The organism is Citrobacter freundii ATCC 8090 = MTCC 1658 = NBRC 12681 (assembly GCF_011064845.1).
Lineage (GTDB): Bacteria > Pseudomonadota > Gammaproteobacteria > Enterobacterales > Enterobacteriaceae > Citrobacter > Citrobacter freundii.
Genome location: NZ_CP049015.1, coordinates 749,811 through 764,229 on the forward strand (window position 1 = coordinate 749,811; position 14,419 = coordinate 764,229).

Below are 14,419 nucleotides of genomic sequence, written 5' to 3' on the forward strand. Positions count from 1 at the left end.
GATGCCAGACTTAACGTCTGGCATTTTTTATGGAGAAACCATGCGCTTACCGATCATTCTTGATACCGATCCCGGCATTGATGATGCCGCCGCCATTGCCGCCGCGCTGTTTGCCCCTGAGCTGGATCTGCAACTGATGACCACGGTAGCAGGCAATGTGTCGGTGGAAAAAACCACCCGTAATGCGTTGCAACTGCTGCACTTCTGGAATGCGGATGTTCCACTGGCGCAGGGAGCATCGATGCCGCTGGTGCGGCCGCTGCGTGATGCCGCTTCCGTGCACGGCGAGTCCGGTATGGAAGGGTATGAATTTGTCGAACACGACCGCCAGGCGATGGCAAAACCCGCCTTCCAGGCGATTCGCGATGCGCTGATGCATGCCCCGCAGCCCGTGACGCTGGTGGCAATTGGCCCGCTGACCAACATTGCGCTGCTGCTGACCCATTATCCTGAATGCGTATTCAACATTCACCGTCTGGTGATTATGGGCGGCTCTGCCGGGCGCGGGAACTTCACACCCAACGCCGAGTTTAATATTGCTATCGATCCCGAGGCTGCCGCAAAAGTCTTCCAGAGCGGGCTGGATATTGTGATGTGTGGGCTGGATGTTACTAACCAGGCCATGCTCGCCCCGGACTATCTGGCGACGCTCCCCCAGCTTAACCAGACGGGAAAAATGCTGCACGCGCTGTTTAGCCATTACCGTAGCGGCAGTATGAATACGGGGCTGCGAATGCACGATCTGTGTGCCATTGCCTGGCTGGTGCGCCCGGAACTGTTTACCCTGCAGTCGTGTTTCGTGGCGGTTGAAACCCAGGGCGAATATACCTCAGGTACGACGGTGGTGGATATCGAAGGACGTCTGGGGCATCCAGCAAATGCGCAGGTTGCGCTGGGTCTGAACGTTGAAGGTTTCCAGCAGTGGGTGGCAGAGGTGCTTGCACTGGCCCCTTGAGGCTGTGATCCGGCCCGCAATATGCAGACAGAATTAGCAGGTTAATCGATTAATCTGCTAATCTGATCCTGTTGTTCTCCTCGGGCCGGAGACACATATGAACCTTTCTTTTATCCAGCCACCGCAGGTGGCGTGGGCAAGCGGCGCTTTGGCCGATGGCCCGTTATTGCGCAAATCTACCCGTATTCAGGATCTTACTGACGTTTTTGCCGATGAAAACGCCCGTCAGCAATTGGCTGGTGAGCAGGTCGTGTATGACGTTGAGATGCTGGATACGTCTTCCGCTGAAGGTGAACTCTACACCGGCGTTACCCATCTTTATCCTGGCCGGGTCGGCTGCGAGTATTTTATGACCCGCGGGCATTTCCATGAGCGCCGCGAACAGGGGGAAGTCTATTTCGGTCTGCGTGGCGCTGGTTTGCTGCTGTTGCAAACCGAACAGGGCGACACGAGGCTGGAAAAGGTATTCGCCGGATCCATCCACATTATCCCCGGCTTTACCGCGCACCGGTTAATCAACACCGGGGAAGAGGTACTGTCGGCGCTCGCCGTATGGCCGGGGATTGCGGGTCATGATTATGCGGCGCTCGCCAGGGGCTTCAGAATAAGAGTCTTTGAGGAAAATAATCGGGTTCAGGCGAAGGAGGTACAGAATGGCTGACTTAGCGCATTCTTACGGCCTCGATATGACGGTTCATCATCGCCCGCTTGGCTTTAGCTATGGGGATGAGGTTACCGGGCCGATGCCGGAAATTCGTCAACTCGATGACATCCGCTCCTCGCTGCGCGATCCGCACTGTGAAGGGCCGCAAGAGGTGTATGCCATTGCGATGGATGTGGCGCGAATGCAGGATCGCGAAGAGTTGAAAAAGCGGATGCTGTTATTTGGCGTGGTGACTTATGCGGCGGGACGACTGGGGGAAGAGCCGGTGCGTAGTCAGGGACATATTCATCGTATCAGTCAGCACAGCGGCTGGTCCCCGCCGGAGCTTTACGAAATCTGGCAGGGAAAAGCGATAATCTATATGCAGGAGTATGTTGAGGATGACCCTGGTCGCTGTTTTGCTGTAATTGCCGGACCCGGTGAGAAAGTGTTGGTACCACCCGGCTGGGGGCATGCGACCATATCCGCAGATCCGGATGTCCCGTTAACCTTTGGTGCGTGGTGCGATCGTGAATATGGTTTTGAGTACGACGCCGTGCGTGCGCATAAAGGGTTGGCGTGGTACCCGTTACTGCAGGGAAACAACGTTATCTGGCAGCATAATCCGCGTTACATTCCCGGACGATTGCAGGCCGTAACGCCCCGACAATATACGGAGTTCTCAATTAGTTCTGCACCAGTTTACCAGCAGTTCATCGAGGACCCGGCGCGCTTTCAATTTATCTCACGCCCGGACAAATATCCCGAGCTGTGGCAAAACTTTCACCCATAAAGAGCCGGGGCATAGCCCCGGTTGTATCGTTTTCTGTGTATTACCCCGCAAACAGGCCCGTGGCGACGCCAAGCGCCGCCAGGACCAGCAGCAATACCATCGCTTTCACTGGCGACACACCACGCTTGGCCATCAGATACCAGGTGCCAAGTACCACTATCAGCGGCAGTAACTGCGGGAAGATACCGTCCAGCATTTGTTGAACATGGATATTCACCCCATCTTTGGTAATAAATTCCAGCCCGGTACCAAGCTTAACGTAACTTGCCGCCACGCCCCCCATGACAAACACGCCCAGCAGCGATAATGCTTCACGCAGACGGGCAGACTTGCTACTCACCAGCATTTCCACCGAGCCGGAACCCATCTTGTAGCCTTTCAGGAACAGGAACCACGAGCCGGGAATTATGATAGCCAGCCAGGCAACGGTATAAAACAGCGGCCCCAGAATATTACCGCCGGCCGCCAGGGCCATGCCGATGCTGAGCAGGATAGGGATCAACATGCCGGGGATCATTGAATCGCCGATCCCGGCAATAGGGCCCATCAGACCAACCTTCAAGGTATTGATGGTCTCGCCATCGATCGGCTCACCGTTCGCTTTTTTCTCTTCCAGCCCCAGCACCATGCCATTTACGATCGCGCCTATCTGGGGTTCCGTATTATAAAACGAGGCGTGGCGGCGCAGCATCTCTGTACGTTGGGTTGCGTCGGGATAGAGCTTTTTCGCCACCGGGAGCATACTTAGGCAAAAGCCAAAAGACTCCAGACGCTCAAAGCTCATCGATGACAAGTTGTGCATCATCCATGCGCGCCAGCAGCGGCGAAGATCTTTACGCGTAAGTGTACGTTCTTCCATCAGAATTCATCCTCATCATCATCTACCGACTTTGCAGTCGCGGCCTGCGGCGGTTCCGGTTTGTAGTTGTAATGGATCAACGCCAGCAGCGAACCGACGATCACCAGCGCGACCATGTTGAGTTTTAAAAAGACGATGCAGACAAAACCGACGAGGAAGTAGATCAGCATGGTGTAGTTTTTGATGATCTGCTTGAGCAAAATCGCGATCCCGACTGCAGGTAAAATGCCGCCCAGTACGTTCATCGTCGACAGAACAATTTTCGGCAAACTGTCCATAAAGCCGCTGATGTATTGTGCCCCGAAGTAAACCGCAATAAAGGTCGGTACAAAACGCAGGACAAAGTTTGTCACCTGTGGCCAGATGGCGCTGTTCAGGTAAATGCCGCGTTCGTCGCCCCGTTCCAGCGCCACATCTGCCCGGTGATTCCAGAAGGAGTTCAGTACCATCATCGCGTTAAACAAAATGGTTCCGGCTATACCGATAGTTGCCGCCAGCGCGACCGCGACCTCGGGGCCTTTTCCGGAAAGGATCCCTAAAGCAATTGCCGGGTAAGCCACAAAGTTGAGGTCGGCGGGCATCGAACCGCCGGGTGTAACCATCGCGATATACACCGCCTGAACCGCGACGCCAATCATGATCCCGGTTTTAATGTCGCCGAGGATAATCCCGACCAGCATTCCGGAAATCAGCGGGCGGGTGATCAGGTACCAGCCGCCGGTCAGTCCCAGCAACCAGGGGCTGCTAAGGGCGCCGAGATAGCAAAGTATGCCAATCAACGTAGCTTCGATAATCATCGTGCGCTCCTTATTTCAGCTTCTGACGTGCGTCCTGCCAGCTGTAGCAACTGGCATCAGGCACCAGGCGAAACTCAACCAGGTGGCCATGCTGTGTCAGCCAGTCAAAGGCGGCAATTTCATCCCCGTTGACCGACTGATTCGGGCCGATGGTGGTGGTATCAGCACGAGCACTCATTGGACCCACATTAATCTTGCCGTTGGCATTTTTCAGGCTGATACCAGCTTCTTCAATGCGTTTGAGCGTCACGGGGGATTTGCCAATGACGAAATAACGTTTCTCGCTGGCAATGACTTTCGGCAGTTTTTCAATTGCGGTGGCCGTATCAAACAACCAGACTTTGGTGTCCTGCACAGCACCTTTCATCACCGAAGAGAGCAGAGGGTCGGCCGCGACGGCGTCGTCTATAGCGACAATTCCGTCACAGGGCAGCTCTTTGGCCCAACGTGTCACGAGCTGCCCATGGATTACGCGGTCATCGATACGTACAAAAGAAATACTCATAGTGGTTTCCTTTAAAAATCGTCGGACTGAACGGATAAAACCGGGACGGCTTTAATCAGCGTGGGTACCGTCAACGCCAACAGCTCGACGGCTGCGGCATGAACGTCCGTTAAATGGCAGATCTCTTCGCTTTGTAACAACATTGGGAAATTGACTCCCGCTACCACGGCAACAGGAGGAACCGTTTGTGCAGAAAACGCATGATGGCAGGCGACATTCCAGGGGGTACCGCTTTGCATGTCACACAGCACCAGAACGCCGTCAGCGCCTTTCCCGGCTCTGGCGAGGACCTGAGAAAACGTCTGCTTAAACCCTTCGATACCTGCCTGTTCACTCAGCGTGACGGGATAAACATGCGGTAATTCTCCGTAAACCATACGACCGCTGGCGAGAAGCGCTTCCGCCAGGGGACCATGGGTGGCAACAATAACGTTAATCATGCGCTTATCCTCTGACCCAGGCTTTAATCGTGGCAAGCTGTTGACCGATGCCTTTGCCAAACGGCGAAATGCGATACTCTCCAACGGCGGCTGGGATGATAAAGGTCTCTGCATAGTTGACGACAAACGGGGCAAACGCGCCGCTCGGGCTTTCGACAACGGCCTGAGCTCCTTCGACAAGGTTAAGGACGTTTACGCCGCCATGGGTATGGTGAGTGACCGGTGCCGTAAACCAGTGGCGACGCGTTTCGATAAATTCGCGTTCGTGCATCCCGGTTCTTTCTTCTCGCCAACCTTCTCCTTCAGCGATGGGGTCAATACGGTTGACCAGATTGTCGTGTACCCATTGCGTGTCACGCTGCCAGTCAATAACCTGTTGGCCGTGATCCAGATGCACCGGACGCGGTAAGCCGTCTAATCCTAAGCGACCCCAGTCCCACAGTTTGAAGGTGAAAATATACGGCGTTGCGCTGATCTCCAGCACCATGGTGCCTGCTCCTGAACAGTGGACGGTTCCGGCGGGGATCAGGAAGTGATCGTGTTTATGCGCAGGGATCTGGTTCACGAATCGTTCATCATCAAACGTTTTTTCACCACGCCCCGCTGCCCGGAGAGCGTCGAGCATATCTTGCGGCGCGATCCCGGTTTTGGTGCCGAGATACACCACGGCGTCCGGCTCGGCTTCGAGGATGTAATAGCTCTCATCCTGGGTATAGTGCATGCCAAACTGCTGCTGAATGTATTCGGTGAGCGGATGAACCTGAAAGCTCAAATTCTGGCCACCAATAGTGTCAAGAAAGTCAAAACGGATCGGGAATTCCGCGCCAAAGCGCGCATGGACTTTTTCGCCCAGCAGTGGGCGGGGACAGGTCAGCACCAGATCCTGAGAGGGGATCTCGATCCGCACGTTGCCAAAACGCAGTAACAGGCTGTTTTCCTCGGGCACGCAATCAAAACACCACGCGTAATTGGGGGCTGAGGGATCGAGATCGAAGCGTTGTTTCATCCATTGCCCGCCCCAGACGCCAGGGTCAAAGAAAGGGGCAACGCGAAACGGTTGTTGGGTGGTTTGTTGCAGACCGGCGCGTAGCGCGTCGCCGCTGACCATCGCGGGACTATTTTTTACCGTGGTATCGAGCAAATAATCGGCACGTTTGAGTAACGGCGTTTTGTGTTTGTCGAAGACCCGCCATTCAATGAAAAAAGCACGTTTGTAACGACGAAGAATATCTTCATCCTGGTTTTTTGCCCCCCAGTTACCCAGCCCGTCATGGCGCATGCGCTGCTGAATTTCCCAGCGCGGAAGGTCAGCATAAACCAGCACGTCACCCGGGTGTGCCAATGCAGCGCCAGAGCCGTATACCACGACCAACCCTTCACTAATGGCATCAATCTGTTGGCGGAGCTGGCTGAGTTTGTCGCTATCAAAAAATTCATCCAGGTGATGACAGGAAAGCACGCCGAATACGCGATCGTCGGTCAGGTTACGCGCCAGTAAATCATGCAGGGCCTGCTCATCGCAGCGGGCGGATTCAATATTCAGCACCAGTGCGGCATCTAATGTCGTAACGAGCTGTTGCTCCAGCTCGTCAAGCCGCACGCCCGGATAGCAATCCACGATCAATACGGTTTTGGCTGCGCCAGATACTTTGGTGTTAATCACTGAATGGATCGACGACCAACCCTGCCAGGCGTGGTTGTCATAGCCCTGAATGCTAACCTCAGGGAATTTATTATAGGTTGTACGCATTTTCTGTCTCCGTGTTGGCTTATTTAAGATTAATCGATTAACCTTATTTTCATAGTGTGGTTAACGCGATTAACCCGCCATATTCAGGATCCAGCGCGGTGAAAAGCACGTTAGCGTGATGTGAATCACACGTAAAAAGACAAGATTTCGGTTATTCGATTAACCTTTGCAATAAATTCAGGAGAAGTCATGACAACAGTCACGTTGGCGCAGGTAGCGGAACGCGCGGGAGTCTCCACGGCAACCGTTTCAATGGTATTGCGTAACCGGGGACGCATTTCTCAGGCCACGCGTGACCGCGTGCTCAAAGCGCTGGACGATACTGGCTACGTTTATAATCAAACCGCCGCCAACCTGCGTAACCGGAGCAGTAATCAGGTCGGATTGTTGTTACACGATATCACTAACCCTTTTTACGGTGAGATGACGGCAGGGCTGAGCCATGAGATGGAGCGGCATGACCTGCTGCTGTTTCTGGCAAACAGCGAAGAGTCAGGAGAACGGCAGCAAAAATTTGTCGACTCGTTGATGCGCAATAATGCCTGCGGCATGGTGCTCTGCGCGGCGCGTGAAACGCCGACATCCTTCTTCGAAGCGCTGAAACGGCGCAATATTCCCGCCATCATGGTGGTCCGTCCCCTTAGCGATCCTGATTTTGATTTTGTGGGCACCGATAACTTTCTCGGTACGCAAATGGCCACCACCCATTTAGTCAAAATGGGGCACAAGAATATTGCGTTTATTGGGGGGAGCCCAAGTTCCGGGAGCCGGGCGCAGCGTATAGGTGGATTCACCAGCACGTTGCTGGAGCATAGAATATCGCCTAATCCGGAATGGATAGTGGCGACGCAGGCCAGCCAAATTGATGGCGCAAAAGCGGCGGAGTCTCTTCTTCTGCGCTTCCCGCAAATTACCGCTGCCGTTTGTTATCAGGATATCGTGGCGCTTGGGGTCATGCAGGCATTACGTAAAATGGGGCGTGAACCAGGGCGCGATTTTGCGCTGGTGGGGTTCGACGACATCACCGAAGCGGCGCTGGTACAACCTGCGCTCACCACTGTGTCGGTGGCGGCAAAAGAGATTGGTCGCAAGGCTGGGGAGCTGCTTTACAGTCGCATTCAGGGAAATGACGAACCACCGAAACGTATTATTCTGCCGCCTGCGCTGGTGGTCAGAGAATCATGTGGTTTTAGCTGATCGTCATGCCTTTTACTGATATCTCTGCCTGTTTATCATTAAATTCTAATTATCGACGTTTTCGGCTGGCGGCGCAGCGTTGTGCTGGTTAATCTGAAAACGATTTACGTAAAATTAACAAAAGAGAATAGCTATGCATGATGCACAAATCCGCGTTGCCATCGCGGGAGCCGGAGGACGCATGGGGCGTCAGTTGATTCAGGCCACTCTCGGCATGGAAGGCGTACAGCTGGGCGCGGCGCTAGAGCGCGAAGGTTCCTCCTTATTAGGAAGCGATGCCGGAGAGTTAGCGGGAGCCGGGAAAACGGGCGTTACCGTACAAAGTAGCCTTGAAGCGGTGAAAGATGATTTCGATGTTTTCATCGATTTTACCCGCCCGGAAGGCACGCTGACGCATCTGGCGTTTTGCCGCCAGCACGGTAAAGGGATGGTGATTGGCACCACCGGCTTTGATGACGCGGGTAAACAGGCTATTCGTGATGCCGCGCAGGAGATTGCTATCGTTTTCGCCGCGAACTTTAGCGTCGGCGTGAACGTTATGCTTAAGCTGCTGGAGAAAGCGGCGAAAGTGATGGGCGATTACACCGATATTGAGATTATTGAAGCCCACCACCGCCATAAAGTTGATGCGCCGTCAGGCACTGCGCTGGCGATGGGCGAGGCGATTGCCGGGGCGCTGGATAAAGATCTGAAAGACTGCGCAGTCTATTCGCGTGAAGGTTACACCGGCGAGCGCGTACCGGGCACGATCGGCTTTGCCACGGTGCGGGCGGGGGATATCGTTGGTGAGCATACCGCGATGTTTGCTGATATTGGCGAGCGTATTGAGATCACGCATAAAGCGTCCAGCCGCATGACTTTTGCGAACGGTGCGGTGAGATCGGCAATTTGGCTAAAATCAAAGTCAAATGGTCTTTTTGATATGAAAGATGTGCTTGATTTACGTAATTTATAGCTTTTACTACCCTTCGTGATGTGGTTATTGTAATCATAATTATTTGATTGCATGGGGCAATATTTTATTGCCCTTTAATTTTTATCTTTTGAATGTATTTTTTCTTTTAAATGAGTGTTTGTATATGTTTTGTTGGGTTTTTATGTTACCTCAATGTAAATTTTGACCAAATGGTCCACTTTTTTCTCTCCCGCATTCTGTTTTTACACTCTTTGCCTACCGCAAGCGTTTTCCACCACAAGTTAGCTGATCTTTTTGCCTGTTAAATCGTGTGATTTATCCCAGTGGCGCAAAATAATAATAAAAATTACCCTTTTGGGTAGACTTTTACGTGGGCTATCTCTAGAATGCCGCCGTTTGCCAGAAATCCATAGGTAAGCAAATTTGCATTGATTCATGAGGTGTTAATGAATTAATATGCAAATAAAGTGAGTGAATATTCTCTGGAGGGTGTTTTGATTAAGTCAGCGCTATTGGTTCTGGAAGACGGAACCCAGTTTCACGGTCGGGCCATAGGGGCAACAGGTTCGGCGGTTGGGGAAGTCGTTTTCAATACTTCAATGACCGGTTATCAAGAAATCCTCACTGATCCTTCCTATTCCCGCCAAATCGTCACTCTTACTTATCCTCATATCGGTAATGTCGGCACCAATGAAGCCGATGCAGAATCTTCACAGGTACATGCGCAAGGCCTGGTCATCCGCGACCTGCCGCTGATTGCCAGCAACTTCCGCGATACCGAAGACCTCTCTTCTTACCTGAAGCGCCATAACATTGTGGCGATTGCTGATATCGATACTCGTAAGCTGACGCGTTTGCTGCGTGAAAAGGGCGCACAGAACGGCTGCATCATCGCGGGCGATAACCCGGATGCGGCGCTGGCACTGGAAAAGGCAAAAGCTTTCCCTGGCCTGAACGGTATGGATCTGGCGAAAGAAGTGACCACCGCGGAGCCTTATAGCTGGACGCAGGGTAGCTGGACGCTGGCGGGTGACCTGCCGGAAGCAAAATCTGCCGATGAACTGCCGTTCCACGTTGTGGCTTACGATTTCGGCGCTAAACGTAACATTCTGCGTATGTTAGCGGACCGCGGCTGCCGCCTGACGGTTGTACCGGCGAAAACCTCAGCAGAAGACGTTCTGAAGATGAATCCGGACGGTATCTTCCTGTCCAACGGCCCTGGCGACCCGGCGCCGTGCGACTACGCGATTACCGCGATTCAGAAATTCCTCGAAACCGATATTCCGGTATTTGGCATCTGCCTCGGCCATCAGCTGTTGGCGCTGGCGAGCGGTGCGAAGACCATTAAGATGAAGTTTGGCCACCACGGCGGCAACCATCCGGTAAAAGATATTGATAACAACACCGTGATGATCACCGCGCAGAACCACGGTTTTGCTGTAGATGAAGCCTCCATGCCTGCCAACCTGCGCGTGACCCACAAGTCACTGTTCGACGGCACTTTGCAGGGGATTCATCGTACCGACAAACCGGCATTCAGCTTCCAGGGGCACCCTGAAGCGAGTCCGGGGCCGCACGACGCTGCACCGCTGTTCGACCACTTTATCGAGTTAATTGAGCAATACCGTCAGTCCGCGAAATAATCAGGAGTAAAAGAGCCATGCCAAAACGTACAGACATAAAAAGTATCCTGATTCTGGGCGCGGGTCCGATTGTTATCGGTCAGGCGTGTGAGTTTGACTATTCCGGCGCACAGGCGTGTAAAGCCCTGCGTGAAGAGGGTTACCGCGTTATTCTGGTGAACTCCAACCCGGCAACCATCATGACCGACCCGGAAATGGCCGATGCCACCTACATCGAGCCGATTCACTGGGAAGTGGTACGCAAAATCATTGAGAAAGAGCGCCCGGATGCGGTGCTGCCAACCATGGGCGGTCAGACGGCGCTGAACTGTGCGCTGGAGCTGGAACGCCAGGGCGTACTGGCTGAATTCGGCGTGACCATGATTGGCGCAACGGCGGATGCCATTGATAAAGCGGAAGACCGTCGTCGCTTTGATATCGCGATGAAGAAAATTGGTCTCGACACCGCGCGCTCTGGCATCGCTCACACCATGGAAGAAGCGCTGGCGGTTGCTGCTGACGTGGGCTTCCCGTGCATCATCCGACCGAGCTTCACCATGGGCGGCACCGGCGGCGGTATCGCTTATAACCGTGAAGAGTTCGAAGAGATTTGCGAACGCGGTCTGGACCTTTCCCCAACCAACGAGCTGCTGATTGATGAATCGCTGATTGGCTGGAAAGAGTACGAGATGGAAGTGGTGCGTGATAAAAACGACAACTGCATCATCGTCTGCTCCATCGAAAACTTCGACGCGATGGGCATCCATACCGGTGACTCCATCACCGTAGCACCTGCCCAGACGCTGACCGACAAAGAATATCAAATCATGCGTAACGCCTCGATGGCGGTACTGCGTGAAATCGGCGTGGAAACCGGCGGTTCTAACGTCCAGTTTGCGGTAAACCCGAAAAACGGTCGCCTGATTGTCATCGAGATGAACCCGCGCGTATCCCGCTCCTCGGCGCTGGCGTCCAAAGCTACCGGCTTCCCGATTGCGAAAGTCGCCGCCAAGCTGGCCGTAGGTTACACCCTCGACGAACTGATGAACGACATCACCGGCGGCCGTACTCCGGCCTCGTTTGAGCCGTCCATCGACTACGTTGTGACGAAAATTCCACGCTTCAACTTCGAGAAATTCGTTGGTGCTAATGACCGTCTGACCACGCAGATGAAATCTGTTGGTGAAGTGATGGCGATTGGCCGCACCCAGCAGGAATCGCTGCAGAAAGCGCTGCGCGGTCTGGAAGTGGGCGCGACCGGCTTCGACCCGAAAGTCAGCCTGGACGACCCTGAAGCGCTGACCAAAATCCGTCGCGAACTGAAAGACGCTGGCGCTGAGCGTATCTGGTACATCGCCGATGCCTTCCGTGGCGGCCTGTCCGTCGATGGTGTGTTCAACCTGACCAACATCGACCGCTGGTTCCTGGTGCAGATTGAAGAGCTGGTGCGCCTGGAAGAAAAAGTCATTGACCTTGGCATCAACGGCCTCGACGCTGACTTCCTGCGCGTACTGAAGCGCAAAGGCTTCGCTGATGCGCGTCTGGCAAAACTGGCCGGCGTTCGCGAAGCGGAAATCCGCAAACTGCGTGACCAATATAACCTTCACCCGGTCTACAAGCGCGTGGATACCTGTGCGGCAGAATTCGCGACCGACACCGCTTATATGTACTCCACTTATGAAGATGAGTGTGAAGCGAATCCGTCCGTCGACCGCGATAAAATCATGGTGCTGGGTGGTGGTCCAAACCGTATCGGTCAGGGCATTGAGTTCGACTACTGCTGCGTACACGCTTCGCTGGCGCTGCGTGAAGACGGCTACGAGACCATCATGGTCAACTGTAACCCGGAAACCGTCTCTACTGATTACGACACTTCCGACCGCCTGTACTTCGAGCCAGTCACGCTGGAAGACGTACTGGAAATCGTGCGTATTGAGAAGCCGAAAGGCGTCATCGTACAGTACGGCGGCCAGACCCCGCTGAAGCTGGCGCGTGCGCTGGAAGCGGCAGGTGTACCGGTAATCGGCACCAGCCCGGATGCCATCGACCGCGCGGAAGACCGTGAGCGTTTCCAGCAGGCGGTTGACCGTCTGAAGCTGAAGCAACCGGCGAACGCTACCGTAACGGCTATCGAACAGGCTGTTGAGAAGGCGAAAGAGATTGGCTACCCGCTGGTGGTGCGTCCGTCGTATGTTCTCGGCGGCCGCGCGATGGAAATTGTCTACGACGAAGCCGACCTGCGTCGCTACTTCCAGACTGCGGTCAGCGTTTCTAACGATGCGCCGGTACTGCTGGACCGTTTCCTTGACGATGCGGTTGAAGTGGACGTGGACGCTATCTGCGACGGCGAAATGGTGCTGATTGGCGGCATCATGGAGCACATCGAACAAGCGGGCGTACACTCCGGTGACTCCGCATGTTCTCTGCCAGCGTACACCCTGAGCCAGGAAATTCAGGATGTGATGCGTCAGCAGGTGCAGAAACTGGCCTTCGAACTGCAGGTTCGCGGTCTGATGAACGTTCAGTTTGCGGTGAAGAATAACGAAGTTTACCTGATTGAAGTGAACCCGCGTGCGGCGCGTACCGTTCCGTTCGTCTCCAAGGCAACTGGCGTACCGCTGGCGAAAGTTGCGGCGCGCGTGATGGCCGGGAAAACACTGGCACAGCAGGGCGTAACCAAAGAAGTTATCCCGCCGTACTACTCAGTAAAAGAAGTGGTGCTGCCGTTCAACAAATTCCCGGGCGTTGACCCGCTGTTAGGGCCAGAAATGCGCTCTACCGGGGAAGTGATGGGCGTGGGCCGTACCTTCGCGGAAGCGTTCGCCAAGGCACAGCTGGGCAGCAGCTCCACCATGAAAAAACAGGGGCGTGCGCTGCTCTCTGTTCGCGAAGGCGATAAAGAGCGCGTGGTTGACCTGGCGGCGAAACTGCTGAAGTTTGGTTTTGAGCTGGATGCAACGCACGGCACGGCGATTGTGCTGGGCGAAGCGGGTATCAATCCACGTCTGGTGAATAAGGTGCATGAAGGGCGTCCGCACATTCAGGACCGTATCAAGAATGGCGAGTACACTTACATCATCAACACCACCGAAGGTCGTCAGGCGATTGAAGACTCTAAGCTGATTCGCCGTAGCGCCCTGCAGTACAAAGTGCATTATGACACTACCCTGAACGGCGGTTTCGCGACGGCGATGGCGCTGAATGCCGATGCCACTGAGAAGGTGACCTCGGTACAGGAAATGCACGCGCAGATCAAAAAGTCATAAACAAAGAGTCCGGTGATAATTGCGTTAATCGGACCTGCAATATAATCTTGAAAGGGTTTCTGTAAAGAAACCCTTTTTTTATCTCTCGTAAGGTCATTCCTGGCCAAATGCAGTTTCATAACCACATTTTCAATGTAATAAGCACGATATTGCTCACACTAATCAACATTCAAGTCGCATACTATCTTTTATATCCACAATTTTAATATGGCTTAGTTTTTATTAATTTGGACAGGCCGTAGCCAGATTTTTAATTTGTGAAATGGTGTGCTTATGTGTGAAAAATATGTTGAAAGACCGCTTTATTTGTTAATTGCTGACTGGATGATGGCTGAAGATCGTTGGATCACCGCAAAAGAAATTTCCCGCCATTTTGATATTGAACACTGCAAAGCAATTAATACGCTCTCTTATATTCTGTCGGAAGTGGGAGAAATTGTTTGTGAAGTTAAGATGATCCCTAATCAGATTGCAGGCCGGGGCTGCCAGTGCCAGCGTCTGGTAAAAGTCATCAGTATTGATTCTCACCTCTACAACCGATTGAGCCACAATTTGCAGGAAAAAAAGGTGAGTGTGGCGAAAACGCCGCGGCTGTCTGCCGTTCCCCCAACAGAGCTCAACCGTGAGCAGAAATGGCAGATGATGCTCTCCAAGAGTATGCGTCGCTAATTGTTAG

13 protein-coding genes are annotated in these 14,419 nt (G+C 53.6%); 8 read left to right on the forward strand and 5 right to left on the reverse strand.

Going from position 1 to position 14,419, the window contains the following annotated elements:
- Positions 1 to 40 precede the first annotated feature (40 nt).
- The 3 genes from rihC (at position 41) to G4551_RS03690 (ending at position 2,391) form a co-directional block, all read left to right on the forward strand.
- A complete protein-coding gene (gene rihC, locus G4551_RS03680) occupies positions 41 to 955 on the forward strand; it encodes a ribonucleoside hydrolase RihC (RefSeq protein WP_003018923.1) in 915 nt (304 codons plus the stop codon).
- A 97-nt stretch (positions 956 to 1,052) separates the two neighbouring features.
- On the forward strand, positions 1,053 to 1,616 hold the full coding sequence (locus tag G4551_RS03685; protein WP_003837342.1) for a glucose-6-phosphate isomerase family protein: 564 nt from the start codon (positions 1,053 to 1,055) through the stop codon (positions 1,614 to 1,616).
- Positions 1,609 to 2,391: a glucose-6-phosphate isomerase family protein gene (locus G4551_RS03690; protein ID WP_003837344.1), complete on the forward strand. Its 783-nt coding sequence runs from the start codon at positions 1,609 to 1,611 to the stop codon at positions 2,389 to 2,391. Before G4551_RS03685 ends, G4551_RS03690 begins: the two co-directional genes overlap by 8 nt.
- 40 nt (positions 2,392 to 2,431) lie before the next feature.
- On the opposite strand, the gene G4551_RS03695 is transcribed toward G4551_RS03690, so the two are convergent.
- Genes G4551_RS03695 through G4551_RS03715 form a run of 5 tightly spaced genes read right to left on the reverse strand, consistent with a single transcriptional unit; the run spans position 2,432 to position 6,742 of the window.
- Positions 2,432 to 3,250: a PTS system mannose/fructose/sorbose family transporter subunit IID gene (locus G4551_RS03695; RefSeq protein WP_003837346.1), complete on the reverse strand. Its 819-nt coding sequence runs from the start codon at positions 3,248 to 3,250 to the stop codon at positions 2,432 to 2,434.
- A complete protein-coding gene (locus G4551_RS03700; RefSeq protein ID WP_003837348.1) occupies positions 3,250 to 4,047 on the reverse strand; it encodes a PTS mannose/fructose/sorbose/N-acetylgalactosamine transporter subunit IIC in 798 nt (265 codons plus the stop codon). Before G4551_RS03700 ends, G4551_RS03695 begins: the two co-directional genes overlap by 1 nt.
- Before the next feature lie 10 nt (positions 4,048 to 4,057).
- The gene (locus tag G4551_RS03705; RefSeq protein ID WP_003837349.1) at positions 4,058 to 4,552 is read right to left on the reverse strand and encodes a PTS system mannose/fructose/N-acetylgalactosamine-transporter subunit IIB; all 495 of its coding nucleotides are present in this window, start codon (positions 4,550 to 4,552) and stop codon (positions 4,058 to 4,060) included.
- An 11-nt stretch (positions 4,553 to 4,563) separates the two neighbouring features.
- The gene (locus G4551_RS03710; RefSeq protein WP_003837351.1) at positions 4,564 to 4,992 is read right to left on the reverse strand and encodes a PTS sugar transporter subunit IIA; all 429 of its coding nucleotides are present in this window, start codon (positions 4,990 to 4,992) and stop codon (positions 4,564 to 4,566) included.
- Positions 4,993 to 4,996: 4 nt separating this feature from the next.
- A complete protein-coding gene (locus tag G4551_RS03715; protein WP_003837352.1) occupies positions 4,997 to 6,742 on the reverse strand; it encodes a class I mannose-6-phosphate isomerase in 1,746 nt (581 codons plus the stop codon).
- 189 nt (positions 6,743 to 6,931) lie between these two features.
- Here G4551_RS03715 and G4551_RS03720 point away from each other — a divergent pair, with 189 nt between their 5' ends.
- From G4551_RS03720 to caiF, 5 genes are all read left to right on the forward strand, one after another.
- A complete protein-coding gene (locus G4551_RS03720) occupies positions 6,932 to 7,939 on the forward strand; it encodes a LacI family DNA-binding transcriptional regulator (RefSeq protein WP_003837354.1) in 1,008 nt (335 codons plus the stop codon).
- A 133-nt stretch (positions 7,940 to 8,072) separates the two neighbouring features.
- On the forward strand, positions 8,073 to 8,894 hold the full coding sequence (dapB, locus tag G4551_RS03725) for a 4-hydroxy-tetrahydrodipicolinate reductase (RefSeq protein WP_003018920.1): 822 nt from the start codon (positions 8,073 to 8,075) through the stop codon (positions 8,892 to 8,894).
- Between the two features lie 455 nt (positions 8,895 to 9,349).
- A complete protein-coding gene (gene carA / locus G4551_RS03730; protein WP_003018918.1) occupies positions 9,350 to 10,498 on the forward strand; it encodes a glutamine-hydrolyzing carbamoyl-phosphate synthase small subunit in 1,149 nt (382 codons plus the stop codon).
- A gap of 17 nt (positions 10,499 to 10,515) precedes the next feature.
- Positions 10,516 to 13,743 carry a carbamoyl-phosphate synthase large subunit gene (gene carB / locus G4551_RS03735; protein ID WP_003837357.1) on the forward strand — a complete coding sequence of 1,076 codons (3,228 nt, stop codon included), beginning with the start codon at positions 10,516 to 10,518 and terminating at the stop codon, positions 13,741 to 13,743.
- Between the two features lie 273 nt (positions 13,744 to 14,016).
- Positions 14,017 to 14,412 (forward strand): carnitine metabolism transcriptional regulator CaiF, encoded by a 396-nt coding sequence (caiF, locus tag G4551_RS03740; RefSeq protein ID WP_003018912.1) that lies wholly within the window; start codon positions 14,017 to 14,019, stop codon positions 14,410 to 14,412.
- Positions 14,413 to 14,419 lie beyond the last annotated feature (7 nt).